The sequence below is a fragment of the Kutzneria sp. NPDC052558 genome (genome assembly GCF_044547355.1).
In the GTDB taxonomy this organism is placed as follows: domain Bacteria; phylum Actinomycetota; class Actinomycetes; order Mycobacteriales; family Pseudonocardiaceae; genus Kutzneria.
Genome location: NZ_JBIUAG010000018.1, coordinates 42012 through 66757 on the forward strand (window position 1 = coordinate 42012; position 24746 = coordinate 66757).

Consider the following 24746-nt stretch of genomic DNA (forward strand, 5'->3'; position numbering starts at 1 on the left):
CGGTCAGCGTCCCGACCCCCAGGCAGCAATCAACCCGAAGGGGAGAAGAGCCGACGTGCTCGACGTCAACTTCTTCGATGAGCTCCGCATCGGCCTCGCCACGGCCGACGACATCCGCCAGTGGTCCTACGGCGAGGTCAAGAAGCCCGAGACCATCAACTACCGCACCCTCAAGCCCGAGAAGGACGGACTCTTCTGCGAGAAGATCTTCGGTCCGACCCGGGACTGGGAGTGCTACTGCGGCAAGTACAAGCGCGTCCGCTTCAAGGGCATCATCTGTGAGCGCTGCGGCGTCGAGGTGACCCGCGCCGAGGTGCGCCGGGAGCGGATGGGCCACATCGAACTGGCCGCTCCGGTCACCCACATCTGGTACTTCAAGGGCGTCCCCAGCCGGCTGGGCTACCTGCTCGACCTGGCGCCGAAGGACCTCGAGAAGATCATCTACTTCGCCGCGTACGTGATCACCGCGGTGAACACCGAGCTGCGCCACAACGACCTGCCCACGCTCGAGAGCGAGATGCAGGTCGAGCGCAAGCGCGTGGAGAACCGCCGCGACGCCGACGTCGAGGCGCGCGCCCAGAAGCTCGAGGCCGACCTGGCCGAGCTCGAGGCCGAGGGCGCCAAGAGCGACGTGCGCCGCAAGGTCAAGGAGGGCGGCGAGCGAGAGATGCGCCAGCTCCGCGACCGGGCCCAGCGCGAGCTGGACCGGCTCGACGAGATCTGGAGCACCTTCACCAAGCTCGACACCAAGCAGCTCATCGCCGACGAGCTGCTCTACCGCGAGCTGATCGACCGCTACGGCGACTACTTCACCGGCTCGATGGGCGCGGAGTCCATCCAGCAGCTGGCCAAGGACTTCGACGTCGACGCCGAGGCCGACATCCTGCGGGAGACCATCCGCAGCGGCAAGGGCCAGAAGAAGCTGCGCGCGCTCAAGCGGCTCAAGGTCGTGGCGGCGTTCCAGCAGACCCGCAACTCGCCCATGGGCATGGTGCTCGACTGCATCCCGGTGATCCCGCCGGACCTGCGGCCGATGGTCCAGCTCGACGGTGGCCGGTTCGCCACCTCCGACCTGAACGACCTGTACCGCCGGGTGATCAACCGCAACAACCGGTTGAAGCGACTGATCGACCTCGGCGCGCCCGAGATCATCGTCAACAACGAGAAGCGGATGCTGCAGGAGGCCGTCGACGCGCTGTTCGACAACGGCCGCCGCGGCCGGCCGGTGACCGGCCCGGGCAACCGCCCGCTCAAGTCGCTGTCCGACCTGCTCAAGGGCAAGCAGGGCCGGTTCCGCCAGAACCTGCTGGGCAAGCGCGTCGACTACTCCGGCCGTTCGGTCATCGTGGTCGGCCCGCAGCTCAAGCTGCACCAGTGCGGCCTGCCCAAGGCGATGGCCCTGGAGCTGTTCAAGCCGTTCGTGATGAAGCGGCTGGTCGACCTCAACCACGCGCAGAACATCAAGTCCGCCAAGCGCATGGTGGAGCGGGCCCGGCCGGCCGTGTGGGACGTGCTGGAAGAGGTCATCACCGAGCACCCGGTGATGCTCAACCGCGCGCCCACGCTGCACCGCCTCGGCATCCAGGCCTTCGAGCCGCAGCTGGTCGAGGGCAAGGCCATCCAGCTGCACCCGCTGGTCTGTGAGGCCTTCAACGCCGACTTCGACGGCGACCAGATGGCGGTGCACCTGCCGCTGTCGGCCGAGGCCCAGGCCGAGGCCCGGATCCTGATGCTGTCCAGCAACAACATCCTGTCGCCCGCCTCCGGGCGGCCGCTGGCGATGCCGCGTCTGGACATGGTCACGGGTCTGTTCCACCTGACCCGGATCAAGCCGGACGCCGAGGGCGCGGGCCGCGCCTTCTCCTCGGTGGCCGAGGCGATCATGGCGTTCGACCGCAAGGTGATCGGCCTGCAGGCGCCGATCAAGGTGCGCCTGAACGACCAGGTGCCGCCGCGCGGGCAGGAGCCGGAGGAGTGGGAGCCCGGCCAGCCGTGGCTGGCCGAGACCACCCTGGGTCGGGTGCTGTTCAACGAGCTGCTGCCGGCGGACTACCCGTTCATGAACGAGGAGATGCCCAAGAAGCGGCAGGGTGAGATCGTCAACGACCTCGCCGAGCGGTACCCGATGGTCGCCGTGGCGCGGACGCTGGACAAGCTCAAGGACGCCGGCTTCTACTGGGCCACCCGCTCGGGCGTGACGGTCGCCATCTCCGACGTGCTCGTGCCCGAGGAGAAGAAGGCCATCCTCAACGAGTACGAGGGCAAGGCCGAGGCCGTGGAGAAGCGCTACCAGCGCGGTCAGCTCTCCCACGCCGAGCGCAACAACGAGCTGGTCAAGGTGTGGCAGTCGGCGACCGACGAGGTCGCCAAGCTGATGGAGACGGCCTTCCCCGAGGACAACTCCATCCGGGTCATCGTCAAGTCCGGCGCGGCCGGCAACATGACGCAGGTCCGGTCGCTGGCCGGCATGCGTGGTCTGGTGACCAACCCGAAGGGCGAGTACATCCCGCGGCCGATCAAGAACTCGTTCCGTGAGGGCCTGTCGGTGCTGGAGTACTTCATCGCCACGCACGGCGCCCGCAAGGGTCTGGCCGACACCGCCCTGAAGACGGCCGACTCGGGTTACCTGACCCGTCGTCTGGTCGACGTCTCGCAGGACGTGATCATCCGTGAGATCGACTGCGGCACCAACCGCGGCGTCACGATGACCGTCGGCGAGAAGGTCGGCGACAAGGTCGTCATGCACGAGTACGCGCGCACCAGCGTGTACGCGCGCTCGCTGGCCGAGGACATCACCGACGCGGACGGCAACGTGGTGCTCAACCGCGGCGCCGACCTGGGCGACCCCGCCCTGGACACGCTGATCCGGGTGGGCACCATCCGGGTCAAGGTCCGCTCGGTGCTGACCTGCGAGTCGGCCGTCGGCGTGTGCGCCAGCTGCTACGGCCGCTCGATGGCCACCGGCAAGCTGGTGGACGTCGGCGAGGCGGTGGGCATCGTGGCCGCCCAGTCGATCGGTGAGCCCGGCACCCAGCTGACCATGCGTACCTTCCACCAGGGTGGCGCCACCGGCGCGGACGACATCACCCAGGGTCTGCCGCGTGTGCAGGAGCTGTTCGAGGCCCGCGTGCCCAAGGGCAAGGCGCCGATCGCCGACGTCGACGGCCGGGTGCGGATCGAGGACGGCGACCGGTTCTGGAAGATCACCCTGGTGCCGGACGACGGCAGCGAGGAGATCATCTTCGACAAGCTGTCCAAGCGCCAGCGCCTGGCGATCACCCCGGACGGCCCGCTGCAGGACGGCGACCACGTGGCCGTCGGCCAGCAGCTGCTGGAGGGCACCCCGGACCCGCACGAGGTGCTGCGCGTGATGGGTCCCCGCGAGGCCCAGCTGCACCTGGTCAACGAGGTGCAGAAGGTGTACCGGTCGCAGGGTGTGTCCATCCACGACAAGCACATCGAGGTGATCGTGCGGCAGATGCTCCGCCGCGTGATCATCATCGACTCGGGCGCGACGGAGTTCCTGCCGGGAGCCCCGATCGAGCGCAGCGACTTCGAGACGTCCAACCGTCGCGTCGTCGCCGAGGGCAACGAGCCGGCCTCGGGCCGTCCGGTGCTGATGGGTATCACCAAGGCCTCGCTGGCGACGGAGTCGTGGCTCTCGGCGGCCTCCTTCCAGGAGACCACCCGGGTGCTCACCGACGCCGCCATCAACGGCAAGAGCGACAAGCTCATCGGCCTGAAGGAGAACGTCATCATCGGTAAGTTGATCCCGGCCGGCACCGGTATCAACCGCTACCGCAACATCCAGGTGCAGCCGACGGAGGAGGCGCGGGCCGCGGCCTACGCGATCCCGTCCTACGACGACGGCTACTACACGCCGGACGTCTTCGGCACCGGCACGGGTGCGGCGGTTCCGCTGGACGACTACGACTTCGGTCGCGACTACCGGTAAGTGCGATCGGGGCGATCCATGCCTGGGAAGAACCCAGGCATGGATCGCCCTTAGCGCCTTCTGGGGGCCGAGCCTCCAGACCCCCACGCCGGGGGCAAGCCCCCGGACCCCCAGCTGCAAAGCAATGGCCCGCCTTCCCCATCGGGGAGGCGGGCCATTCGCTTGTCCGTCCTCAGTAGACCGGGCGGTTCTCCCAGGACTCGCGCTCGTAGTTGGAGCGGCCGCTGCCGACGGTCAGGTTGTTGTCGATGTCCTGAGCGGACTGCTCGGGCTCGGGCAGGTCGTCCATGGTGTCCTTGACCTTGCCGTACAGCTCCTTGGCGCCATCCTTGAGCTCGCCCTTCCAGTCGAAGCCCTCGTCCTCCTTCTCACCGGACGAGCCGGCCTCGGCCGCCTTCTCGCTGCTGCCGAAGACCTGCTTGCCGGTGCCGGTGATGCGGTCCCAGTCCTCGCCGAGCTGCTTGGCGTCGTCGACCAGGCCCTTGCCGTCGCGGGCGACCACGTGCTCGCCCATGCGGCCGACGGTGGTGCCGGCCTCGTTCACCCGCGAGCCGACCTTGCCCACGTTCGAGCCGATCTCGGTCACCTTGTCGCCGGCCTTGCCGATGCCCTTGCCGACGATCTTGCCCACCTTGCCGGCGCCCTCGGCCATGTCCTCGCCGATCTTGGCCAGCTTGCCGCCCATGGACTGGATCTTCGCGGCGAACTTCTTCAGCAGCTCGGCGATCTTGCGGATCATCTGCATGATCTTCTCGATCAGCTTGCCGACCTTCTCGATCAGTTTGCTGACCTTGGACACCTCGGCCCCGGCCTTGCTGACGGCCACGCCGGCCTCGGTGACGGTGGCCGCGGTGGCGGCGGCGTCGGACAGGCCGAGGGTGAAGATGGTGGTGGCCAGGGCGGCGGCCCAGGTGATCAGCATCTGCTCCACGAAGTCGGCGATGATGCCGATGATGATGTCCTTGGCCGCCTGCATCATCGACGCGCTGGCCTTGAGCAGCTGCACGATGTAGCCGGCCAACGTGGCGGTGCCGTGGATGCCGTCCAGGAAGTGGGCCATCTCCTGGTGGGCGGTGTCGGACGCGTCACCCTTCCAGTTGGCGAAGCCGCTGATCAGCTCGTCGTGCAGCTGGGAGCCGAGCTGGTCGATGTCGGCCGACAGCTGCGAGTACGTGTCGGCGGCCGCGTTCAGCGCGTCCGGGCTGCCGGTGACGAACTCCAGCGCCTCCTTGACCGGCTCGATGTAGTCGATGACGAAGCCGAGGCCCTTGCTGATCAGCGCGTTCAGCGGGTCGCCGCCGCCGGAGTCGTCGGCCTCCGAGGAGTACTGCTCGATCTCGGTGACGGTGGCGTGCACGTCGGAGCCCGTGCCGTAGATCTCGTCCAGGACGTCGGTCTGGCCGACCGGCAGCGAACTCATGCCTGCTCCTGCGGGGTGTCGGGGAGCAGCGTGCCGCTCATGTGCTCGTAGGCCGGGTCCTTCAGCGCCACCTTGGCGTGGCCGGCGTTGTCGGTCTGGGCGTGCACGTCGACGTGCTCGGTGTGGCCGTCGGCCTGCTGGATGTCGCCCTTGACCTCGACGTCCTCCTGGGCATCGCCGGTCACCTCGACCGTGACGGGGCCGCCGCCCTCGACCACTACGGTGATCTTGCCGTGCACGTTCTGGTGGCCGTCCCCGCTGGTCATGCCCGGGTCGACCGGCTTCAACGGCTTCTCCGGCGGCAAGCCGGGCTGCACCCCGCCCACCGGAGCGCCGCCGCCGGGACCGCCGACCGGGCCGCTGCCGCCCGCGCCGGGGCCGCGGCTGTCGCCGCCGTGCATGTCGGGGATGTCGGGCACCCGACCACGGGGGCCGCCGCCACCGCCCGGGCCCCCGTCGACCGGACTGCCTTGGCGCGGGCCGCCCGACTGACCGGGATCGACCTTGCCGGGATCGCCCTTGTCGCCGCCGGCGTCGGTGATCTCCTTCTTGTGCCGCTCGTCGGTCTCCCGGTACAGATCGGCGGTGTTGGAAATGCGCTGCCCGGCGTTGTCCAACCCGGTCGTCATCGACGACAGGTGGTCGGTGAGCTGGTTCTGCAATTCCACGTACTTGCCGTGGGTCGTCAATTCACCGAGCAGCCCCCACGACCGGGACGGAACCTCGGCCGCGGTGGCCCTTCCGTGCAGCGACTGGGCCTGGCCGGACATCGACGACACGCGCTTGCCGCATTGGGCCAGTTCCTCGGTGACGACGCTGAATCCCTCGCCCATCAGAACGAGTCCTCCGAGCCGAAGCGGAACTCCTCGTCGTCATCGGCCGGCCGGGGCCGGGCCGGCGGGGCCGGTCGCGGGGCCGGCCGGCGCTCGTCGGCCAGGATGCTGTCGGGCATCGAGTCGTCGGGGTGGTCCCGGGGCTCGGGCCGCGCGTGGTGCGCGGGCGCGGTGTGCGCCGGGGGCTGGTGTTGGGGCTGGATCGGGGCCTGGACCTGCGGCTGGGCCGGGGACTGGGCCGGCGCCGGGGCGTCGTGCCAGGCGTCGGCCGGCGGCTGCGGCGGGTTGGCCAGCTCCTCCTGCACCTTGTTCACCCGGGCGGCGATGTCGGTGCGGTCGCCGGCGTAGCGCTGCACGATCTCGGCCTGCTGGCGGGCCGCCTTGGCCACGGCCTGCTGGAACGTGGTGGTGACCAGACGGGACAGGGCCTGCGCGGACAGGCCCATCGCCGACGGGCTGATGGTGATCGACCGCACCGCCCCAGCCGGGCCGGCGACCACGGTGACCCCGCCGTCCCTGGAGGTCTCCGTCGTTTCGATCGCGACGATCTCCTGCTGCATCAGCGTGAAGCGGTCGGCGTCTTTTTCCGCCTGCGCCACATTGCGCTGAAACGCCGCCAGGCGTGCGGCGGTGTCCTGATTCATACCCCGGTTCTCCCCATGGTCGGCGATCGTCCGACAACACATACCGCATCGCTGTGGTCACCGTGCGCGAAATGACCCGGAACGGGATCGAACACGCGGTCGACTATGCTGTCCGCGACGATTGCCCATGGGGTCGCCGGGACGACTTCCTGATCTTGCCGGGAGTGCGACACGCCACGTGCGACACGCGTGTCCGGTGCGTACCCGGCCCCCGTTTTGACCCTCGGGGCACGGGGAAGGTATCTTTGTTATCCGTGCCCGACCCATGTCGGGCCGCTCCGCGTGCCTGTGGATGGCAGTCTCTGGCTGCGTCGACCTCAGGGCGACGGAAGTCCTCCGGAAACCGTTGGGACAGCTAGTTGGTCTCTCGCGGGTCCCGTGAGCGGGCGACACGCCCGACCTCGGGGGACGGAGGGGCCAAGTACACAGAGTCCACGGCGCCCGCGAGGACGCCAAGACGCGAACGGAAGAAGCAGCCGGTCTATGCCCACGATCCAGCAGCTGGTCCGCAAGGGCCGCCAGGACAAGGTCGCGAAGACCAAGACCGCGGCTCTCAAGGGGAGCCCGCAGCGGCGCGGCGTGTGCACCCGCGTCTACACCACTACGCCCAAGAAGCCGAACTCGGCGCTGCGCAAGGTCGCCCGCGTGAAGCTGACCAGCGGCATCGAGGTCACGGCCTACATCCCGGGTGAGGGCCACAACCTGCAGGAGCACTCGATGGTGCTCGTTCGCGGTGGCCGTGTTAAGGACCTGCCGGGTGTGCGTTACAAGATCATCCGCGGCTCGCTGGACACGCAGGGCGTCAAGAACCGCAAGCAGGCTCGTAGCCGCTACGGCGCGAAGAAGGAGAAGAGCTGATGCCCCGCAAGGGCCCGGCCCCGAAGCGGCCGCTGATCTCTGACCCGGTCTACAGCTCCCCGCTGGTGACGCAGCTCATCAACAAGGTGCTCGTGGACGGCAAGCGCTCGGTCGCCGAGGCGATCGTCTACAAGGCGCTCGAGGGTGCTCGCGAGAAGACCGGCACCGACCCGGTCGTGACGCTCAAGCGCGCGCTGGACAACGTGAAGCCGGCCATCGAGGTGAAGAGCCGCCGCGTCGGTGGCGCCACCTACCAGGTGCCGATCGAGGTCAAGCCCGGCCGCTCCACCACCCTGGCGCTGCGCTGGCTGATCACCTTCTCCCGGCAGCGCCGCGAGAAGACCATGGTCGAGCGCCTCATGAACGAGCTGCTGGACGCCAGCAACGGCCTGGGCGCCAGCGTCAAGCGCCGTGAGGACACCCACAAGATGGCCGAGTCCAACAAGGCCTTCGCGCACTACCGCTGGTGATTCGGGCGCGGCCGGCCCCTTCGTGAGCCGGCCGCAACGGATCGGCGCCACCCGCACCGACCACAGCCGCACGAACAGCAAGGAAGACACCCGTGGCACAGGAAGTGCTCACTGACCTGGCCAAGGTCCGCAACATCGGGATCATGGCCCACATCGACGCGGGAAAGACCACCACCACCGAGCGGATCCTGTTCTACACCGGGATCAACTACAAGATCGGTGAGGTCCACGACGGCGCGGCGACGATGGACTGGATGGAGGAGGAGCAGAAGCGCGGCATCACCATCACGTCCGCCGCGACCACCTGCTTCTGGAACGACCACCAGATCAACATCATCGACACGCCGGGGCACGTCGACTTCACCGTCGAGGTCGAGCGCTCGCTGCGGGTCCTTGACGGCGCGGTGGCCGTCTTCGACGGCAAGGAGGGCGTCGAGCCCCAGTCCGAGCAGGTCTGGCGGCAGGCGACCAAGTACGACGTCCCGCGTATCTGCTTCGTCAACAAGATGGACAAGCTGGGCGCGGACTTCTACTTCACCGTCCGCACCATCCAGGAGCGCCTTGGCGCCAAGCCGCTGCCCATCCAGCTGCCGATCGGCGCCGAGAACGACTTCATCGGCGTCGTCGACCTGGTGCAGATGCGCGCGCTGACCTGGCACGGCGAGGTCCAGAAGGGCGACGACTACACCGTCGAGGAGATCCCGGCCGACCTGGCCGAGAAGGCGGCGGAGTACCGCGAGGCGCTGATCGAGGCCGTCGCCGAGACCGACGACGAGCTCATGGAGCGCTACCTCGGCGGCGAGGAGCTGACGGTCGAGGAGATCAAGCGGGGCATCCGCAAGATCGTGACCGACCGCATCGCCTACCCGGTGCTGTGTGGCTCGGCGTTCAAGAACAAGGGCGTGCAGCCCATGCTCGACGCCGTCATCGACTACCTGCCGTCCCCGCTGGACGTGCCGCCGGTCGAGGGCACGCTGCAGGACGGCGAGACGCCGGCCACCCGCAAGCCCTCTGCCGACGAGCCGTTCGCGGCGCTGGCGTTCAAGATCGCCGCGCACCCGTTCTTCGGCAAGCTGACCTACATCCGGGTCTACTCGGGCAAGCTCAACGCCGGTTCCCAGGTCATCAACTCGACCAAGGACCGCAAGGAGCGCATCGGCAAGCTCTTCCAGATGCACTCCAACAAGGAGAACCCGGTCGAGGTCGCGAGCGCCGGTCACATCTACGCCGCCATCGGTCTGAAGGACACCACGACCGGTGACACGCTGTGCGACCCGCAGAACCCGATCGTCCTGGAGTCGATGACCTTCCCGGACCCGGTCATCTCGGTGGCCATCGAGCCGAAGACGAAGGCCGACCAGGAGAAGCTGGGCACCGCGATCCAGAAGCTGGCCGAGGAGGACCCCACCTTCCAGGTCAAGCTGGACGAGGAGACCGGTCAGACGATCATCGCCGGCATGGGCGAGCTGCACCTCGAGGTGCTCGTCAACCGGATGAAGTCCGACTACAAGGTCGAGGCGAACATCGGTAAGCCCCAGGTGGCCTACCGCGAGACCATTCGCAAGAAGGTCGAGAAGTACTCCTACACGCACAAGAAGCAGACCGGCGGTTCTGGCCAGTTCGCCAAGGTGCTCATCGACGTCGAGCCGCTGGAGAGCACCGACGGTGCGCTCTACGAGTTCGACAACAAGGTCACGGGTGGCCGCATCCCGCGGGAGTACATCCCCTCGGTCGACGCCGGCGCCCAGGACGCGATGCAGTACGGCGTGTTGGCCGGCTACCCGCTGGTCGGCATCAAGGTCACGCTGCTGGACGGTGCCTACCACGAGGTCGACTCCTCCGAAATGGCCTTCAAGATCGCCGGTTCGATGGCGCTCAAGGAAGCCGCCCGGAAGGCCGGCCCGGTGCTGTTGGAACCGGTGATGGCTGTCGAGGTGACCACGCCCGAGGACTACATGGGCGACGTCATCGGCGACTTGAACTCCCGCCGTGGTCAGATCCAGGCGATGGAGGAGCGCAGCGGCGCCCGTGTCGTGAAGGCACTGGTTCCGCTGTCGGAGATGTTCGGGTATGTCGGCGACCTGCGGTCCAAGACCCAGGGTCGGGCGAACTACACGATGCTGTTCGACTCCTACGCCGAGGTTCCGACCAACGTGGCGAAGGAAATCATCGCGAAGGCGACCGGGGAGTAGTCAGCCCCGCAAGTCTTCACCGGTTGTCCGGGGCTGTACGGTCCCGGGCCACCGACCAACCGACCCTGACGTAACCGCCGGGACGACCAACCACAATCCGGCCCGGCGGAAGCAACACAAGTCCAGGAGGACAATCCAGTGGCGAAGGCGAAGTTCGAGCGGACCAAGCCGCACGTCAACATCGGCACCATCGGTCACGTCGACCACGGCAAGACCACGCTGACGGCGGCGATCACCAAGGTTCTGGCCGACAAGTACCCGGACCTGAACGCCGCGTTCGCGTTCGACCAGATCGACAAGGCGCCGGAAGAGAAGCAGCGCGGCATCACGATCAACATCTCGCACGTCGAGTACCAGACCGAGAAGCGCCACTACGCGCACGTCGACGCCCCCGGTCACGCGGACTACATCAAGAACATGATCACCGGTGCCGCCCAGATGGACGGCGCGATCCTGGTGGTCGCCGCGACCGACGGCCCGATGCCGCAGACCCGTGAGCACGTGCTGCTGGCCCGTCAGGTCGGCGTGCCCTACATCGTGGTGGCCCTGAACAAGGCCGACATGGTGGACGACGAGGAGATCCTGGAGCTCGTCGAGCTCGAGGTCCGTGAGCTGCTCTCGGACCAGGAGTTCCCCGGCGACGACGCTCCGGTCGTGCGCGTGTCCGGCCTCAAGGCCCTCGAGGGCGACGAGAAGTGGGCCCAGTCGGTGCTGGAGCTCATGGACGCCGTGGACGAGAACGTCCCGGAGCCGGTCCGTGAGACCGACAAGCCGTTCCTCATGCCGGTCGAGGACGTCTTCACCATCACCGGTCGTGGCACCGTCGTCACCGGCCGCATCGAGCGCGGTGTGGTCAAGGTGAACGAGGAGGTGGAGGTCGTGGGCATTCGCGAGAAGGGCTTCAAGACGACCTGCACCAGCATCGAGATGTTCAAGAAGTTCCTCGACGAGGGTCGCGCCGGTGACAACGCCGCGCTGCTGCTGCGCGGTGTCAAGCGCGAGGACGTCGAGCGCGGCATGGTCGTGATCAAGCCGGGCACCACCACGGTGCACACCGAGTTCGAGGGCAACGTCTACATCCTGTCCAAGGACGAGGGCGGCCGCCACACGCCGTTCTTCAACAACTACCGGCCGCAGTTCTACTTCCGCACCACCGACGTGACCGGCGTCGTGACCCTCCCCGAGGGCACCGAGATGGTCATGCCGGGCGACACCACGCACATGAGCGTCAAGCTGATCCAGCCGATCGCCATGGACGAGGGCCTGCGGTTCGCCATCCGCGAGGGTGGCCGCACCGTCGGCGCCGGCACCGTCGAGAAGATCATCAAGTAATTTCCGGTGAGGGCCAGGTGACATTCACTTGTTACCTGGCCCTCACTTTGTCGGCCCCGATTTGGACGCCGTACGCACGTGTGGCATCCTTAACGGGTTGCTCGTTGCAGGGGCGGCTGGCTCGTTCGCGTACCAGCCGCCCCGCTGCGAGAAGCCGGCACCCACACGGGCCTGAGATGGCCTGGGTGTACTGGGTCTGACCGGACCCCGCCTACTGAGGACTGAGCAAGGACCAGTAGGGCTGGTGTGCGCGTTGGCGCGGTGTCCCTGAAACGGCGACACGCCCGACCGCGTGGACCGGAGGGCCCCGGCACCTGATGACATTTGACTCGTGAATAGGGGAGCGGCGCAGTTGGGCCCCGGCCCGTCACGAGTCAGCCCGCAGCGGTACGAGAAGAGGAACGGCAAGCCATCATGGCGGGACAAAAGATCCGCATTCGGCTCAAGGCCTACGACCACGAGGCGATCGACGCGTCCGCGCGCAAGATCGTCGAGACCGTGACGCGCACCGGCGCTCGGGTCGTCGGGCCGGTGCCGCTGCCGACCGAGAAGAACGTCTACTGCGTCATCCGCTCGCCGCACAAGTACAAGGACTCGCGCGAGCACTTCGAGATGCGCACGCACAAGCGCCTGATCGACATCCTTGACCCGACGCCGAAGACGGTGGACGCGCTCATGCGCATCGACCTGCCGGCCAGCGTCGACGTCAACATCCAGTAAGCGCGCGGCGGCGGAGAGTAACGAACTCATGTCTGACAAGCAGATCAAGGGGATCCTGGGCACCAAGCTCGGCATGACCCAGGTCTTCGACGACAAGAACCGGGTTGTGCCGGTCACGGTCGTCAAGGCCGGGCCCAATGTCGTCACCCAGATCCGGACCGACGAGAAGGACGGCTACACCGCCGTCCAGCTGGCCTTCGGCGCCATCGACCCGCGCAAGGTGAACAAGCCGCGCGCCGGGCACTTCGCCAAGGCCGGCGTGACCCCGCGTCGCCACATCGCCGAGCTGCGCACCACCGACGCCGACAGCTACGAGGTCGGCCAGGAGATCACCGCCGAGGTGTTCCCGGCTGGCTCCGTCGTCGACGTGGTCGGCACCAGCAAGGGCAAGGGCTACGCCGGTGTCATGAAGCGCCACGGCTTCAAGGGGTTGGGCGCCGGCCACGGCGTGCAGCGCAAGCACCGCTCGCCGGGCTCCATCGGCGGCTGCGCCACCCCGGGCCGCGTGTTCAAGGGTGTGCGCATGGCCGGCCGCATGGGCCACGCCCGCGTCACCACCCAGAACCTGACCGTGCACCAGGTGGAGGCCGAGTCCGGCCTGCTGCTCATCAAGGGCGCCATCCCCGGCCCCAAGGGCGGCCTGGTGTTCGTCAAGACGGCCGCGAAGGGCGGTGCCTGAGATGACCTCGCTGGACATTCGCAACGCCTCGGGTGAGGCCGCCGGCAGCGTCGAGCTGCCCGCCGAGATCTTCGACGTGCAGGCGAACATCCCGCTGATGCACCAGGTCGTCGTGGCCCAGCTGGCCGCGGCCCGCCAGGGCACGCACGCCACCAAGACCCGCGGCGACGTCCGCGGCGGTGGCAAGAAGCCGTACCGCCAGAAGGGCACCGGCCGCGCCCGCCAGGGTTCGACCCGGTCGCCGCAGTTCGCCGGCGGTGGCACCGCGCACGGCCCGCAGCCGCGGGACTACTCGCAGCGGACGCCGAAGAAGATGAAGGCCGCCGCGCTGCGGGGCGCGCTGTCCGACCGGGCTCGTGCCGGCCGGCTGCACGTGGTCAGCTCGCTGGTCGAGGGCGACAAGCCGTCCACCAAGTCCGCTCGCGTCGCGCTGGCCGCGATCACCGAGTCGCGCCGCACGCTGGTCGTGCTGGGCCGCTTCGAGGAGCAGGACTGGCTGAGCGTGCGCAACCTGGCCAACGTGCACCCGATCGCGCCGGACCAGTTGAACACCTACGACGTGCTGGTCAACGACGACGTCGTGTTCACCAAGGACGCGTACGAGCTGTTCATCGCCGGCCCGGCCAAGGGTCGTTCGGTCAAGGCCACGGCCCGCTCGTCCGAGCTGACCGAGGAGGTCTGACCCATGATCCCCGACCACAGGGACATCCTGCTCTCGCCGGTGATCTCCGAGAAGAGCTACGGCCTTCTCGAGGAGAACAAGTACACCTTCCTGGTGGCCCCGGACGCCAACAAGACGCAGATCAAGATCGCGGTCGAGAAGGTCTTCGGCGTCAAGGTCCTGAGCGTCAACACGATCAACCGCCAGGGCAAGCGGAAGCGGACCCGGTCCGGCTTCGGCAAGCGCAAGGACACGAAGCGCGCGATCGTCACCCTCTCCGCGGAGAGCAAGGCGATCGAGATCTTCGGCGGCCCGACCGCCTGATGACTGAGGACTGCTGATCTGACATGGGCATTCGCAAGTACAAGCCGACGACGCCAGGCCGTCGCGGTGCGAGCGTGTCCGACTTCGCCGAGATCACTCGGTCGACGCCGGAGAAGTCGCTCGTGCGTCCGCTGCACGGTCGTGGCGGCCGCAACGCGCACGGCAAGATCACCACTCGGCACAAGGGCGGCGGTCACAAGCGGGCTTACCGCCTGATCGACTTCCGTCGGGCCGACAAGGACGGCGTGCCGGCCAAGGTCGCGCACATCGAGTACGACCCCAACCGCACCGCGCGCATCGCGCTGCTGCACTACGCCGACGGCGAGAAGCGCTACATCATCGCGCCGAACCGGCTCTCGCAGGGCGACACGATCGAGAACGGCCCCCGCGCGGACATCAAGCCGGGCAACAACCTGCCGCTGCGCAACATCCCGGTCGGCACCGTGGTGCACGCGATCGAGCTCCGCCCCGGTGGCGGCGCGAAGATCGCCCGCTCCGCCGGCGCCAAGGTCCAGCTGGTGGCCAAGGACGGCCCGTACGCCCAGCTGCGGATGCCCTCGGGCGAGATCCGCAACGTGGACGTGCGCTGCCGCGCCACGGTCGGCGAGGTCGGCAACTCCGAGCACGCCAACATCAACTGGGGCAAGGCCGGCCGCATGCGCTGGAAGGGCCGCAAGCCCACGGTGCGTGGTGTCGCCATGAACCCGGTCGACCACCCGCACGGCGGTGGTGAGGGCAAGACCTCCGGCGGTCGCCACCCGGTGAACCCGGCCGGCAAGCCCGAAGGCCGTACCCGCCGCCGCAAGGCCAGCGACCAGCTCATCGTCCGGCGTCGTCGCACCGGTAAGAAGCGCTGAGCAGGAAGGGAGTGAAGGAATGCCACGCAGCCTGAAGAAGGGCCCCTTCGTTGACGACCACCTGCTCAAGAAGGTGGACGCCCTCAACGAGTCGGGCAAGAAGACCGTGATCAAGACCTGGTCCCGCCGGTCGACGATCATCCCCGACATGCTGGGGCACACCATCGCGGTGCACGACGGCCGCAAGCACGTTCCGGTGTTCGTCAGCGAGGCCATGGTGGGTCACAAGCTGGGCGAGTTCGCGCCCACTCGGACCTTCAAGGGTCACATCAAGGACGACCGGAAGTCGCGCCGCCGCTGAGCGGGCTGGACAGGAGCAAGGGGTAACAAGCAATGGCTGACAACGCGACCGGCGCGGAGGAGCTGCCGCGCGCCGTGGCGCGGGCCCGCTACGTCCGCCTGACCGCCATGAAGGCACGCCGAGTGGTCGACCTCATCCGTGGCCGCAACGCCACGGAGGCCCTGGCCGTCCTTCAGTTCGCGCCGCAGGCCGCCAGCGAGCCGGTGGCCAAGGTGCTCGCCAGCGCCATGGCCAACGCCGAGAACAACCTGAGCCTCGACCGCGACACCCTGTGGGTGTCCAGCGCGTACGTGGACGAGGGGCCGACGTTGAAGCGGTTCCGTCCGCGCGCTCAGGGCCGGGCCTACCGGATCCGCAAGCGGACGAGCCACATCACGATCGAGGTCGAGTCCCGTCCGGTCGAGCGCAAGGCCGGCAAGTCTCGAGCCAAGAAGGGGGCCCAGTAGTGGGTCAGAAGATCAACCCGCACGGCTTCCGCCTTGGTATCACCACCGACTGGAAGTCCCGCTGGTACGCCGACAAGCAGTACGCGGAGTACGTCGCGGAAGACGTGAAGATCCGCAAGATGCTCAGCAAGGGCATGGAGCGGGCCGGCATCTCCAAGGTGGAGATCGAGCGCACCCGGGACCGGGTCCGCGTCGACATCCACACCGCCCGTCCGGGCATCGTCATCGGCCGCCGCGGCGCCGAGGCCGACCGCATCCGGGGCGAGCTGGAGAAGCTGACCGCCAAGCAGGTCCAGCTGAACATCCTCGAGGTCAAGAACCCCGAGTCGGACGCTCAGCTGGTCGCCCAGGTGACCGCCGAGCAGCTGTCCAACCGCGTGTCGTTCCGGCGCGCGATGCGCAAGGCCATGCAGTCGGCCATGCGCTCGCCGCAGGTCAAGGGCATCCGGGTGCAGTGCGGTGGCCGTCTCGGCGGCGCCGAGATGTCCCGCTCGGAGTTCTACCGCGAGGGTCGCGTCCCGCTGCACACGCTGCGCGCGGACATCGACTACGGCTTCTTCGAGGCCCGCACCACCTTCGGCCGCATCGGCGTGAAGGTGTGGATCTACAAGGGCGACGTCGTCGGCGGCTTCCGCTCGCGCGACACCGCGGCCCCGGCCGGCAACGACCGCCCGCAGCAGCGGCGCGAGCGTCCGAACCGGGCTCGCCGCTCCGGCTCGGCCGGCACCACCGCGACGAGCACCGAGGCCGGCCGCGCGGCCGCCGAGGCGAACGCCGCGACCGCGACCGAGGCTGCGGCCGTCGAGGCCGCCAGCACTGGCAATGGGGAGGGCTGAGTAGTGCTCATCCCGCGTAGGGTCAAGCACCGCAAGCAGCACCACCCGAAGCGGAGTGGTGCGGCCAAGGGTGGCACGCGTGTCACCTTCGGCGAGTTCGGCATCCAGGCTCTGGAGCCGGCCTACGTCACCAACCGGCAGATCGAGTCCGCTCGTATCGCCATCAACCGGCACATCCGTCGTGGCGGCAAGGTCTGGATCAACATCTTCCCGGACCGCCCGCTGACCAAGAAGCCGGCGGAAACCCGCATGGGTTCCGGTAAGGGCTCGCCCGAGTACTGGGTGGCCAACGTCAAGCCCGGCCGGGTGCTCTTCGAGATGAGCTACCCGAACGAGACGGTTGCTCGGGAGGCGCTTCGCCGCGCCATCCACAAGCTGCCGCTGAAGTGCCGGATCGTCACGCGTGAGGGTGGTGACTTCTGATGGCAGCGGGTACCAACGCCGCAGAGCTGCGTGAGCTCACGGACGAGGAGCTCGTGCTGCGCCTTCGGGAGGCCAAGGAGGAGCTGTTCAACCTCCGGTTCCAGATGGCCACCGGCCAGCTGGACAACAACCGCCGCCTGCGCACGGTCCGTCACGACATCGCCCGCGTCTACACCGTGATGCGGGAACGGGAGCTCGGTCTGTCCGTGTCGCCCGACGAGGTTACGACTGGTGAGGGCGCCGCATGAGCGAGACCAACGAGACGACTGACAAGCGCAACGACCGCAAGGTCCGCGAGGGCCTGGTTGTGTCCAACAAGATGGAGAAGACGATCGTCGTCTCCCTCGAGGACCGCAAGAAGCACCCGCTGTACGGCAAGGTGCTGCGGACCACGACCAAGGTCAAGGCGCACGACGAGGAGAACGTGGCCGGCATCGGCGACCGCGTCCTGCTGATGGAGACCCGTCCGCTGTCGGCCACCAAGCGCTGGCGGCTGGTCGAGGTCCTCGAGAAGGCCAAGTAACAACAAGACCGAGCCTGTCAGGTCGGAAATCTGGCAGGCCATCGATGGTCAGGGAGCTGTAAGTGATTCAGCAGGAGTCGCGACTGCGGGTCGCCGACAACACCGGTGCGAAGGAGATCCTTTGCATCCGCGTGCTCGGCGGTTCCTCGCGTCGCTACGCGGGCATCGGCGACATCATCGTCGCCACGGTGAAGGACGCCATCCCCGGCGCCGGTGTGAAGAAGGGCGACGTGGTCAAGGCCGTCGTCGTGCGCACCGTCAAGGAGCGGCGCCGTCCGGACGGCTCGTACATCCGCTTCGACGAGAACGCCGCCGTGCTCATCAAGCCGGACAACGAGCCGCGGGGCACCCGCATCTTCGGCCCGGTTGGCCGCGAGCTGCGTGACAAGAAGTTCATGAAGATCATCTCGCTCGCGCCGGAGGTGTTGTGATGAAGGTGCGCAAGGGCGACACGGTCGTGGTCATCGCGGGCAAGGACAAGGGCGCGAAGGGCAAGGTCATCCAGGCCTACCCGGAGAACGACCGCGTGTTGGTCGAGGGCGTGAACCGGATCAAGAAGCACACCCGGATCACCCAGACCCAGCGGGGCGCGCAGTCCGGCGGCATCGTGACCCAGGAGGCGCCGATCCACGTGAGCAACGTGATGGTCGTCGACTCCGACGGCAAGCCGGCCCGCGTCGGCTACCGCACGAACGACGACGGCCGGCGCGTGCGCGTCTCCCGTCGCAACGGTAAGGACATCTGATCATGACCACTACTGAGAAGGTCCTGCCGCGGCTGAAGACCCGGTACCGCAGCGAGATCGTCGCCGCGCTCCAGGAGCAGTTCACCTACGACAACGTGATGCAGATCCCGGGTGTCGTGAAGGTCGTCGTGAACATGGGCGTCGGCGACGCCGCCCGTGACGGCAAGCTGATCGAGGGCGCGGTCCGCGACCTGGCCACGATCACCGGCCAGCGGCCCGAGGTCCGCAAGGCCCGCAAGTCCATCGCCCAGTTCAAGCTGCGCGAGGGCATGCCGATCGGCGCGCGGGTGACCCTGCGCGGCGACCGCATGTGGGAGTTCCTGGACCGGCTGCTGACCATCGCGCTGCCCCGTATCCGTGACTTCCGCGGCCTGTCGGGCAAGCAGTTCGACGGCAACGGCAACTACACCTTCGGGCTGAACGAGCAGTCGATGTTCCACGAGATCGACCCCGACTCGATCGACCGTCCCCGTGGCATGGACATCACCGTCGTGACCACGGCAACCAACGACGACGAGGGTCGGGCGCTGCTCAAGCACCTCGGCTTCCCGTTCAAGGAGAACTGAGCCGATGGCGAAGAAGGCGCTGATCAACAAGGCGGCCGGCAAGCAGAAGTTCGCCGTCCGGGCCTACACCCGCTGCCAGAAGTGCGGCCGCCCGCACGCCGTGTTCCGCAAGTTCGGCCTGTGCCGGATCTGCCTGCGCCAGATGGCGCACCGCGGCGAGCTGCCCGGCGTGCACAAGTCCAGCTGGTAATACGTTCGACCCCGCACCACCCCACTTCGCCCCAGGCCTATGGGAACCAGGGCGAGAAAGGTTGACAGGTCACCATGACGATGACCGACCCGATCGCAGACATGTTGACGCGTCTGCGTAACGCAAACTCGGCATACCACGACGAGGTCGTGATGCCGCACTCGAAGCTCAAGGCGAACATCGCCGAGATCCTCAAGCGCGAGGGCTACATCGCCGGCTACCGCGACGCCGCCGGCGAGAAGGGCAAGAACCTCGTCGTCGAGCTGAAGTACGGCCCGAACCGTGAGCGGAGCATCGCCGGTGTGCGGCGTGTCTCCAAGCCGGGTCTGCGGGTGTACGCGAAGTCGACCAACCTGCCCAAGGTGCTCGGTGGGCTGGGTGTCGCCATCATCTCCACCTCCGGCGGTCTGGTGACCGACCGGCAGGCGGGCAAGCAGGGTGTGGGCGGGGAAGTCCTCGCCTACGTGTGGTGAGGAAGGGGGACTGACGATGTCGCGCATTGGAAGGCTGCCCATCACCGTCCCCTCCGGGGTCGACGTGAACATCGACGGCCAGGTCGTGAACGTGAAGGGCCCGAAGGGCGCCCTCTCGCACACCGTGGCCGAGCCGATCGCCGTGGAGCGGGCCGAGGACGGCACGCTGCAGGTGACTCGGCCCGACGACGAGCGCCTCTCGCGCTCGCTGCACGGCCTGTCCCGCACGCTGATCAACAACCTGATCATCGGCGTGACCCAGGGCTACGAGAAGAAGATGGAGATCACCGGCGTCGGCTACCGCGTGCAGCTCAAGGGTTCCGACCTGGAGTTCGCGCTGGGGTACAGCCACGCGGTTCCGGTGAAGGCGCCGGCTGGCATCACCTTCGTGGTGGAGACCCCGACCAAGTTCTCCGTCCAGGGCATCGACAAGCAGTTGGTCGGCGAGGTCGCCGCCAACATCCGCAAGCTGCGCAAGCCCGACCCGTACAAGGGCAAGGGCGTGCGCTACGCGGGCGAGAAGATCCGCCGCAAGGTCGGGAAGACGGGTAAGTGATCATGGCTGAGTCCACTGCTACCAAGAGGAAGCCGGTCGGCAAGGACGTGTCGACCCGGCGCCGTGTCGCGCGGGCCCGTCGTCACTTCCGGCTTCGCAAGAAGATCAGCGGCACGCCCGAGCGTCCGCGCATGGTCGTCAACCGCTCCTCGCGACACATCGTCGTGCAGGTCATCGACGACCTCGCCGGCCACACGCTGGCGTCGGCCTCCAGCCTGGAGGCGGACGTGCGCGCGCTGGAGGGCGACAAGAAGGCCCGCGCCACCAAGGTGGGCCAGCTGGTCGCGGCCCGCGCCAAGGAAGCCGGCATCACCAAGGTCGTGTTCGACCGCGGTGGTTACGACTACCACGGCCGTATCGCCGCGCTGGCGGACGCCGCCCGCGAGGCGGGGCTGGAGTTCTGAGCATGTACATCACTGGAATTGAGAGGGCCGTCTGATGCCGGGACGCACGCGTCGCGAAGGCGGCGGTGGCGAGCGCGGAGAGCGCCGCGACCGTCGTGACGGTGGCCGTGGCGGGGCGGCCCAGGAGAAGACCCCGCACCTCGAGCGCGTCGTCGCCATCAACCGGGTGGCGAAGGTCGTCAAGGGTGGTCGTCGCTTCAGCTTCACCGCGCTGGTGATCGTCGGCGACGGCGACGGCATGGTGGGCGTTGGCTATGGCAAGGCCAAGGAAGTTCCGGCCGCCATCGCCAAGGGTGTCGAGGAGGCGAAGAAGAACTTCTTCCGCGTGCCTCGCATCGGCGGCACCATCCCGCACCCGATCCAGGGCGAGAAGGCCGCCGGCGTGGTGCTGCTGCGCCCGGCCAGCGCCGGTACCGGCGTCATCGCCGGTGGCCCGGTGCGCGCCGTCCTGGAGTGCGCCGGTGTGCACGACGTGCTGAGCAAGTCGCTGGGCAGCGACAACGCCATCAACATCGTGCACGCCACCGTGGCCGCCCTGAAGGGCCTTCAGCGCCCCGAAGAGGTCGCCGCCCGCCGTGGCCTGCCGCTGGAGGACGTTGCTCCGGCCGGCATGCTCCGTGCCCGTGCCGGGCAGGGGGTGTGACCATGGCTCAGCTCAAGGTGACCCAGGTCAAGAGCAGCATCGGTACCAAGCAGAACCACCGCGAGTCGTTGCGGACGCTGGGTCTGCGCAAGATCCGCCAGTCGGTCGTGCGTGAGGACAACCCCGTCAACCGGGGCCTGATCCACACCGTGCGGCACCTGGTGGTCGTGGAGGAGGTCAACTCATGACCATCAAGATCCACCACCTCCGCCCGGCCCCCGGCGCCAAGACGGCGAAGACCCGGGTCGGCCGCGGTGAGGGTTCCAAGGGCAAGACCGCGGGTCGCGGCACCAAGGGCACCGGCGCCCGCAAGAACGTGCCGGCTCGCTTCGAGGGTGGCAACCTGCCGCTGCACATGCGGCTGCCGAAGCTCAAGGGCTTCCGCAACCCGTTCCGCACCGAGTACCAGGTCGTGAACGTCTCCGACGTCGCCCGCCTGTTCCCGCAGGGTGGCAGCGTCGACGTGGACGCCCTGGTCGGCGCCGGCCTCGTTCGCAAGAACGAGCTGGTCAAGGTGCTGGGCGACGGCGACATCGCCGGCGTCAAGCTGGACATCACCGCGCACAAGTTCTCCGGCAGCGCGGTGGAGAAGATCACCGCCGCTGGTGGCACCGTCACCACGCTGTGAACTGACGCAGTACCGCGAAGCGGCCGGCAGGAACTCCTCTCCTGCCGGCCGCTTCTGTCGTGTCTGGCTACTCGGTGGCCTTCGGATGCCGAAGGCTGGCATAGGTCACCCAGATGGTCTGGCGCGATCGATCGACCAGGTACCAGATCCGGCCGCTGCCGGTGACCTCAATCTGCCACTGGTCGTAGACCTGACCCCCGTGCTGTTCGCGAGCCAGCGTGCCCTTCAGCTGATGGTGGCGTTGCCCGTGCTCCGTCGGGCACGGGTTCTCACGCATCAGGGACCAGGCGTCGGCGGTGTTGCCTGGTGCCTTGTTGCCGAGTTCCTCCCAATCCCGGGCCGCCGCGTTTGTCGCGAACCTGACGTCCCACTCGCCCGCTCGGGGCGGTGGTGCCACGCGGTCTCCCCGCTTGGGGCTCACTCGGTTGTTGCTTCAGGAGGCAGCAAGGAACCCAGGTCGCCGAGGTCGTGCGTGAGAGCGCGCTTCAGCTCTGGATCGGAGTGCACTTCGGCCGTGTGCTTCCACTCCACGATCAGCTGTGCGACCGGAGCGAGGTTGTCCAGATCCTCGGCGGCTCGCAGCGTCTCCACAAGTTCGACCAGGAACTGCTGCACGTCCTGCTTGGGGAGGAAACGGACCCAGGGGAACGCCTCGGGGATCACCTCGGTCAGCAGCGTCCGCGCGGCGGCGTCCTTGGCGATCAGCGCGACGAAGATGCGGGTGGTCGCGCTCAGCACCTCGCCGTCCTGCTCGGCTCGTTCGACCGTGGTCAGCAGCAGGTCAGCGCTGTCGCGGCGCTTTAACCTCAGCTTCTGCTTCGGCGTGCTGGCCAGCTTGGCGACGGTGTCCTTGGGCTTGTTGATGAGCTCCGAGAACGGGGCCTCCGGCATCGCGGTCATACTTTCAAACTAACTTCGAACTCTCGGATTGTCCACTTCGGGACCCGCCGTCCGGCGGGGTTCGATGATCACCGGGGCTTTATCCCCCGGTGGGGTCCGTAGCGCTGCCCGGGCCTGTTACAGTCGTGAGCACGCTTCGGGCCCTGCCGGCACGAAGCGTTCCTGGCTTGCTCGCCAGGTCGTCAGCCGACCACGGTCGGACAAGCCGTTCACCGGTCGGAGACCGGTGACGCCGAGGAGGTCACGCGTGCTTGGCGCCTTCCGCTCGGCTCTCGCGACGCCGGACCTGCGCCGCAAGATCCTGTTCACGCTGGGGATCATTGCGCTGTACCGGCTGGGCTCGCAGATGCCGTCCCCGGGTGTGAGCTTCGCGAACATCCAGCAGTGTATTTCGACCGTGGACCAGAGCGGCGGCATCTACGGGCTGATCAGCCTGTTCAGCGGCGGCGCACTGCTCCAGCTCTCGGTCTTCTCGCTGGGCATCCTCCCGTACATCACGGCGAGCATCATCATCCAGCTGCTGACGGTGGTGATCCCCCGCTTCGAGCAGCTGAAGAAGGAAGGCCAGTCCGGCCAGAACAAGCTGACCCAGTACACCCGGTACCTGACGGTCGCGCTGGCGATCCTGCAGTCCACCGGCATCGTGGCGCTGGCCACCCGCGGCCAGCTGTTCACCAACTGCCAGTCGCAGGTCATCCCGGACCAGGGCCTGTTCACGCTGAGCGTGATCGTGGTCACGATGACCGCGGGCACCGCGATCATCATGTGGTTCGGCGAGCTCATCACCGAGCGCGGCGTCGGCAACGGCATGTCGATCCTGATGTTCACCTCGATCGCCGCCCGCATCCCGCAGGAGGGCCAGACCATCCTCCAGCAGGGTGGCGGCCTGGTGTTCACCGCGATCTGCGTGTTCGGCCTGCTGATCATCGGCTTCGTCATCTTCCTGGAGCAGGCCCAGCGCCGGATCCCGGTGCAGTACGCCAAGCGGATGATCGGCCGCCGCATGTACGGCGGCACCTCGACCTACCTGCCGCTGAAGGTCAACCAGGCCGGCGTCATCCCGGTCATCTTCGCCTCCTCGCTGCTCTACCTGCCGCAGCTGGTCATCTCGCTGACCACCAACACCGGCAGCAGCGGCGGCTGGCAGCAGTGGTTGCAGAGCTACGTGGTCGACCCGAGCAGCTGGGGCCACATCGGGCTGTACTTCGCCCTGATCATCTTCTTCACGTACTTCTACGTGGCGATCACGTTCAACCCGGATGAGCGCGCCGACGAGATGCGCAAGTTCGGCGGCTTCATCCCCGGCATCCGTCCGGGCCGGCCGACCTCCGAGTACCTGACGTACGTGCTGAACCGGATCACGCTGCCCGGCTCGCTGTACCTGGGCCTCGTGGCCGTGCTTCCGACCTTCTTCCTGAGCGTGACCAGCGGCGGGAACGGCTCCAACAACAACTTCCCGTTCGGCGGCACCGCTGTGCTGATCATGGTTGGCGTCGGTCTCGACACGATCAAGCAGATCGAGAGCCAGCTCATGCAGCGCAACTACGAAGGGTTCCTGCGCTAGTGAGACTCGTCCTCGTCGGCCCGCCCGGAGCGGGCAAGGGTACTCAGGCCACCGTGCTCAGCGAGAAGCTCGGGGTCCCGCACATCTCCACCGGCGACCTCTTCCGGGCCAACATCGCCGAGGAGACCCCGCTCGGGCTGGAGGCCAAGAAGTACCTGGACACCGGCGCCCTGGTGCCGGACTCGGTGACCAACGGGATGGTCAAGGACCGGCTGGCCCAGTCCGACGCCAAGGCCGGCTTCCTGCTCGACGGCTTCCCGCGCAACACCGCCCAGGCCGACGTGTTGGCCGGCATCCTGGCCGAGAACGACGAGTCGCTCGACGCCGTGCTGGAGCTGGACGTGCCCGAGGACGTCGTGGTCGGGCGGCTGCTGGCGCGGGGCCGGGCCGACGACACCGAAGAGGTCGTGCGGCACCGCCAGGAGGTCTACCGGTCGGCCACCCGGCCGCTGCTGGACTACTACCAGGACATCCTGGTGACGGTGGACGCCGTGGGCGAGGTCAGCGAGATCACCGAGCGGGCGCTCAAGGCGCTGCGCGCTGGAGCCTGAGTTGCTCAAGCGAGGTCGCGGCATCGAGATCAAGACGCGCGGTGAGCTGGAG

Annotated in this window: 33 protein-coding genes; 28 read left to right on the plus strand and 5 right to left on the minus strand. The window is 67.8% G+C overall.

Annotated elements, in window-relative coordinates:
* Positions 1–55: 55 nt before the first annotated feature.
* A complete protein-coding gene (locus ACIG5F_RS29195) occupies positions 56–3955 on the plus strand; it encodes a DNA-directed RNA polymerase subunit beta' (protein ID WP_396522893.1) in 3900 nt (1299 codons plus the stop codon).
* Positions 3956–4127: 172 nt separating this feature from the next.
* Here the strand turns inward: ACIG5F_RS29195 and ACIG5F_RS29200 are convergent, their stop codons facing one another.
* The 3 genes from ACIG5F_RS29200 to ACIG5F_RS29210 are packed head-to-tail and all read right to left on the minus strand — an operon-like array spanning position 4128 to position 6852.
* Positions 4128–5375 carry a WXG100 family type VII secretion target gene (locus ACIG5F_RS29200; RefSeq protein WP_396522895.1) on the minus strand — a complete coding sequence of 416 codons (1248 nt, stop codon included), beginning with the start codon at positions 5373–5375 and terminating at the stop codon, positions 4128–4130.
* Positions 5372–6208 carry a WXG100 family type VII secretion target gene (locus ACIG5F_RS29205; protein WP_396522897.1) on the minus strand — a complete coding sequence of 279 codons (837 nt, stop codon included), beginning with the start codon at positions 6206–6208 and terminating at the stop codon, positions 5372–5374. The genes ACIG5F_RS29200 and ACIG5F_RS29205 overlap by 4 nt, the downstream gene beginning before the upstream one ends.
* Entirely contained in the window at positions 6208–6852 is a 645-nt protein-coding gene (locus ACIG5F_RS29210) for a YbaB/EbfC family nucleoid-associated protein (protein WP_396522899.1), read from the minus strand. Before ACIG5F_RS29210 ends, ACIG5F_RS29205 begins: the two co-directional genes overlap by 1 nt.
* 483 nt (positions 6853–7335) lie before the next feature.
* On the opposite strand from ACIG5F_RS29210, the gene rpsL reads away from it, so the two are divergent.
* The 25 genes from rpsL (at position 7336) to rplO (ending at position 21679) form a co-directional block, all read left to right on the plus strand.
* A complete protein-coding gene (gene rpsL / locus ACIG5F_RS29215; RefSeq protein ID WP_025361387.1) occupies positions 7336–7710 on the plus strand; it encodes a 30S ribosomal protein S12 in 375 nt (124 codons plus the stop codon).
* Positions 7710–8180 carry a 30S ribosomal protein S7 gene (gene rpsG / locus ACIG5F_RS29220; RefSeq protein WP_273936045.1) on the plus strand — a complete coding sequence of 157 codons (471 nt, stop codon included), beginning with the start codon at positions 7710–7712 and terminating at the stop codon, positions 8178–8180. The genes rpsL and rpsG overlap by 1 nt, the downstream gene beginning before the upstream one ends.
* Before the next feature lie 92 nt (positions 8181–8272).
* Positions 8273–10372, plus strand: coding sequence for an elongation factor G (fusA, locus tag ACIG5F_RS29225; protein WP_396522902.1), 2100 nt, complete (start codon positions 8273–8275; stop codon positions 10370–10372).
* Positions 10373–10510: 138 nt separating this feature from the next.
* Complete coding sequence (gene tuf, locus ACIG5F_RS29230; RefSeq protein ID WP_211765011.1) at positions 10511–11704, plus strand: elongation factor Tu; 1194 nt, start codon at positions 10511–10513, stop codon at positions 11702–11704.
* A 414-nt stretch (positions 11705–12118) separates the two neighbouring features.
* Positions 12119–12424, plus strand: a complete 306-nt coding sequence (gene rpsJ, locus ACIG5F_RS29235; protein WP_003938093.1) for a 30S ribosomal protein S10 — start codon at positions 12119–12121, stop codon at positions 12422–12424.
* Between the two features lie 28 nt (positions 12425–12452).
* Positions 12453–13103: a 50S ribosomal protein L3 gene (rplC, locus tag ACIG5F_RS29240; RefSeq protein ID WP_211765012.1), complete on the plus strand. Its 651-nt coding sequence runs from the start codon at positions 12453–12455 to the stop codon at positions 13101–13103.
* Position 13104: 1 nt separating this feature from the next.
* Positions 13105–13785 (plus strand): 50S ribosomal protein L4, encoded by a 681-nt coding sequence (gene rplD, locus ACIG5F_RS29245; RefSeq protein WP_396522903.1) that lies wholly within the window; start codon positions 13105–13107, stop codon positions 13783–13785.
* A 3-nt stretch (positions 13786–13788) separates the two neighbouring features.
* Positions 13789–14088: a 50S ribosomal protein L23 gene (gene rplW / locus ACIG5F_RS29250; RefSeq protein ID WP_396522904.1), complete on the plus strand. Its 300-nt coding sequence runs from the start codon at positions 13789–13791 to the stop codon at positions 14086–14088.
* 23 nt (positions 14089–14111) lie between these two features.
* Positions 14112–14945 (plus strand): 50S ribosomal protein L2, encoded by an 834-nt coding sequence (gene rplB, locus ACIG5F_RS29255; RefSeq protein ID WP_043721517.1) that lies wholly within the window; start codon positions 14112–14114, stop codon positions 14943–14945.
* 19 nt (positions 14946–14964) lie between these two features.
* Entirely contained in the window at positions 14965–15246 is a 282-nt protein-coding gene (rpsS, locus tag ACIG5F_RS29260; protein ID WP_033384221.1) for a 30S ribosomal protein S19, read from the plus strand.
* 32 nt (positions 15247–15278) lie between these two features.
* Positions 15279–15692 (plus strand): 50S ribosomal protein L22, encoded by a 414-nt coding sequence (gene rplV, locus ACIG5F_RS29265; RefSeq protein WP_396522907.1) that lies wholly within the window; start codon positions 15279–15281, stop codon positions 15690–15692.
* Positions 15692–16528 carry a 30S ribosomal protein S3 gene (gene rpsC / locus ACIG5F_RS29270; RefSeq protein WP_396522909.1) on the plus strand — a complete coding sequence of 279 codons (837 nt, stop codon included), beginning with the start codon at positions 15692–15694 and terminating at the stop codon, positions 16526–16528. The genes rplV and rpsC overlap by 1 nt, the downstream gene beginning before the upstream one ends.
* 3 nt (positions 16529–16531) lie before the next feature.
* Complete coding sequence (gene rplP, locus ACIG5F_RS29275; RefSeq protein WP_043721520.1) at positions 16532–16951, plus strand: 50S ribosomal protein L16; 420 nt, start codon at positions 16532–16534, stop codon at positions 16949–16951.
* A complete protein-coding gene (rpmC, locus tag ACIG5F_RS29280) occupies positions 16951–17199 on the plus strand; it encodes a 50S ribosomal protein L29 (protein ID WP_396522912.1) in 249 nt (82 codons plus the stop codon). Before rplP ends, rpmC begins: the two co-directional genes overlap by 1 nt.
* Entirely contained in the window at positions 17196–17474 is a 279-nt protein-coding gene (gene rpsQ / locus ACIG5F_RS29285) for a 30S ribosomal protein S17 (RefSeq protein WP_396522914.1), read from the plus strand. The genes rpmC and rpsQ overlap by 4 nt, the downstream gene beginning before the upstream one ends.
* 62 nt (positions 17475–17536) lie before the next feature.
* The gene (rplN, locus tag ACIG5F_RS29290) at positions 17537–17905 is read left to right on the plus strand and encodes a 50S ribosomal protein L14 (protein ID WP_116172410.1); all 369 of its coding nucleotides are present in this window, start codon (positions 17537–17539) and stop codon (positions 17903–17905) included.
* A complete protein-coding gene (rplX, locus tag ACIG5F_RS29295) occupies positions 17905–18219 on the plus strand; it encodes a 50S ribosomal protein L24 (RefSeq protein WP_273936036.1) in 315 nt (104 codons plus the stop codon). Before rplN ends, rplX begins: the two co-directional genes overlap by 1 nt.
* A 2-nt stretch (positions 18220–18221) precedes the next feature.
* Positions 18222–18785, plus strand: a complete 564-nt coding sequence (rplE, locus tag ACIG5F_RS29300; protein ID WP_116172412.1) for a 50S ribosomal protein L5 — start codon at positions 18222–18224, stop codon at positions 18783–18785.
* Between the two features lie 4 nt (positions 18786–18789).
* On the plus strand, positions 18790–18975 hold the full coding sequence (locus ACIG5F_RS29305; protein WP_043721535.1) for a type Z 30S ribosomal protein S14: 186 nt from the start codon (positions 18790–18792) through the stop codon (positions 18973–18975).
* A 74-nt stretch (positions 18976–19049) separates the two neighbouring features.
* Positions 19050–19448 (plus strand): 30S ribosomal protein S8, encoded by a 399-nt coding sequence (gene rpsH, locus ACIG5F_RS29310; RefSeq protein WP_043721538.1) that lies wholly within the window; start codon positions 19050–19052, stop codon positions 19446–19448.
* A 16-nt stretch (positions 19449–19464) separates the two neighbouring features.
* On the plus strand, positions 19465–20004 hold the full coding sequence (gene rplF, locus ACIG5F_RS29315; protein WP_396522917.1) for a 50S ribosomal protein L6: 540 nt from the start codon (positions 19465–19467) through the stop codon (positions 20002–20004).
* Between the two features lie 2 nt (positions 20005–20006).
* Entirely contained in the window at positions 20007–20408 is a 402-nt protein-coding gene (gene rplR, locus ACIG5F_RS29320; RefSeq protein WP_396522919.1) for a 50S ribosomal protein L18, read from the plus strand.
* Positions 20409–20442: 34 nt separating this feature from the next.
* Positions 20443–21051, plus strand: coding sequence for a 30S ribosomal protein S5 (gene rpsE / locus ACIG5F_RS29325; protein ID WP_043721544.1), 609 nt, complete (start codon positions 20443–20445; stop codon positions 21049–21051).
* Between the two features lie 2 nt (positions 21052–21053).
* Positions 21054–21239, plus strand: coding sequence for a 50S ribosomal protein L30 (rpmD, locus tag ACIG5F_RS29330; protein WP_396522920.1), 186 nt, complete (start codon positions 21054–21056; stop codon positions 21237–21239).
* Positions 21236–21679 (plus strand): 50S ribosomal protein L15, encoded by a 444-nt coding sequence (gene rplO, locus ACIG5F_RS29335; RefSeq protein WP_396522922.1) that lies wholly within the window; start codon positions 21236–21238, stop codon positions 21677–21679. Before rpmD ends, rplO begins: the two co-directional genes overlap by 4 nt.
* Before the next feature lie 67 nt (positions 21680–21746).
* Here rplO and ACIG5F_RS29340 read toward each other — a convergent pair whose 3' ends face one another.
* Together ACIG5F_RS29340 and ACIG5F_RS29345 are read right to left on the minus strand one after the other, a co-directional pair.
* Positions 21747–22076 (minus strand): hypothetical protein, encoded by a 330-nt coding sequence (locus tag ACIG5F_RS29340; RefSeq protein ID WP_396522924.1) that lies wholly within the window; start codon positions 22074–22076, stop codon positions 21747–21749.
* A 20-nt stretch (positions 22077–22096) separates the two neighbouring features.
* Complete coding sequence (locus ACIG5F_RS29345; RefSeq protein WP_396522926.1) at positions 22097–22579, minus strand: hypothetical protein; 483 nt, start codon at positions 22577–22579, stop codon at positions 22097–22099.
* A gap of 247 nt (positions 22580–22826) precedes the next feature.
* Between ACIG5F_RS29345 and secY the strand changes: the two genes are divergently transcribed.
* Positions 22827–24143: a preprotein translocase subunit SecY gene (gene secY, locus ACIG5F_RS29350; protein WP_396522928.1), complete on the plus strand. Its 1317-nt coding sequence runs from the start codon at positions 22827–22829 to the stop codon at positions 24141–24143.
* Entirely contained in the window at positions 24143–24694 is a 552-nt protein-coding gene (locus tag ACIG5F_RS29355; protein WP_396522930.1) for an adenylate kinase, read from the plus strand. Before secY ends, ACIG5F_RS29355 begins: the two co-directional genes overlap by 1 nt.
* Positions 24695–24746 lie beyond the last annotated feature (52 nt).

What these genes read in the sequence shown, in the direction of transcription:
- rplC (WP_211765012.1), top strand. Translation starts at nt 12,453, where the DNA reads ATGTCTGACAAGCAGATCAAGGGGATCCTGGGCACCAAGCTCGGCATG.
- rplD (WP_396522903.1), top strand. Translation starts at nt 13,105, where the DNA reads ATGACCTCGCTGGACATTCGCAACGCCTCGGGTGAGGCCGCCGGCAGC.
- rplF (WP_396522917.1), top strand. Translation starts at nt 19,465, where the DNA reads ATGTCGCGCATTGGAAGGCTGCCCATCACCGTCCCCTCCGGGGTCGAC.
- rpsE (WP_043721544.1), top strand. Translation starts at nt 20,443, where the DNA reads ATGCCGGGACGCACGCGTCGCGAAGGCGGCGGTGGCGAGCGCGGAGAG.
- rplO (WP_396522922.1), top strand. Translation starts at nt 21,236, where the DNA reads ATGACCATCAAGATCCACCACCTCCGCCCGGCCCCCGGCGCCAAGACG.
- rplB (WP_043721517.1), top strand. Translation starts at nt 14,112, where the DNA reads ATGGGCATTCGCAAGTACAAGCCGACGACGCCAGGCCGTCGCGGTGCG.
- rplX (WP_273936036.1), top strand. Translation starts at nt 17,905, where the DNA reads ATGAAGGTGCGCAAGGGCGACACGGTCGTGGTCATCGCGGGCAAGGAC.
- rpmD (WP_396522920.1), top strand. Translation starts at nt 21,054, where the DNA reads ATGGCTCAGCTCAAGGTGACCCAGGTCAAGAGCAGCATCGGTACCAAG.
- rpmC (WP_396522912.1), top strand. Translation starts at nt 16,951, where the DNA reads ATGGCAGCGGGTACCAACGCCGCAGAGCTGCGTGAGCTCACGGACGAG.
- ACIG5F_RS29210 (WP_396522899.1), bottom strand. Translation starts at nt 6,852, where the DNA reads ATGAATCAGGACACCGCCGCACGCCTGGCGGCGTTTCAGCGCAATGTG.
- rpsJ (WP_003938093.1), top strand. Translation starts at nt 12,119, where the DNA reads ATGGCGGGACAAAAGATCCGCATTCGGCTCAAGGCCTACGACCACGAG.
- ACIG5F_RS29200 (WP_396522895.1), bottom strand. Translation starts at nt 5,375, where the DNA reads ATGAGTTCGCTGCCGGTCGGCCAGACCGACGTCCTGGACGAGATCTAC.
- rpsG (WP_273936045.1), top strand. Translation starts at nt 7,710, where the DNA reads ATGCCCCGCAAGGGCCCGGCCCCGAAGCGGCCGCTGATCTCTGACCCG.
- rpsS (WP_033384221.1), top strand. Translation starts at nt 14,965, where the DNA reads ATGCCACGCAGCCTGAAGAAGGGCCCCTTCGTTGACGACCACCTGCTC.
- rpsL (WP_025361387.1), top strand. Translation starts at nt 7,336, where the DNA reads ATGCCCACGATCCAGCAGCTGGTCCGCAAGGGCCGCCAGGACAAGGTC.
- ACIG5F_RS29345 (WP_396522926.1), bottom strand. Translation starts at nt 22,579, where the DNA reads ATGACCGCGATGCCGGAGGCCCCGTTCTCGGAGCTCATCAACAAGCCC.
- rpsH (WP_043721538.1), top strand. Translation starts at nt 19,050, where the DNA reads ATGACGATGACCGACCCGATCGCAGACATGTTGACGCGTCTGCGTAAC.
- rplR (WP_396522919.1), top strand. Translation starts at nt 20,007, where the DNA reads ATGGCTGAGTCCACTGCTACCAAGAGGAAGCCGGTCGGCAAGGACGTG.
- ACIG5F_RS29205 (WP_396522897.1), bottom strand. Translation starts at nt 6,208, where the DNA reads ATGGGCGAGGGATTCAGCGTCGTCACCGAGGAACTGGCCCAATGCGGC.
- rplW (WP_396522904.1), top strand. Translation starts at nt 13,789, where the DNA reads ATGATCCCCGACCACAGGGACATCCTGCTCTCGCCGGTGATCTCCGAG.
- rplV (WP_396522907.1), top strand. Translation starts at nt 15,279, where the DNA reads ATGGCTGACAACGCGACCGGCGCGGAGGAGCTGCCGCGCGCCGTGGCG.
- ACIG5F_RS29305 (WP_043721535.1), top strand. Translation starts at nt 18,790, where the DNA reads ATGGCGAAGAAGGCGCTGATCAACAAGGCGGCCGGCAAGCAGAAGTTC.
- rpsQ (WP_396522914.1), top strand. Translation starts at nt 17,196, where the DNA reads ATGAGCGAGACCAACGAGACGACTGACAAGCGCAACGACCGCAAGGTC.
- rplE (WP_116172412.1), top strand. Translation starts at nt 18,222, where the DNA reads ATGACCACTACTGAGAAGGTCCTGCCGCGGCTGAAGACCCGGTACCGC.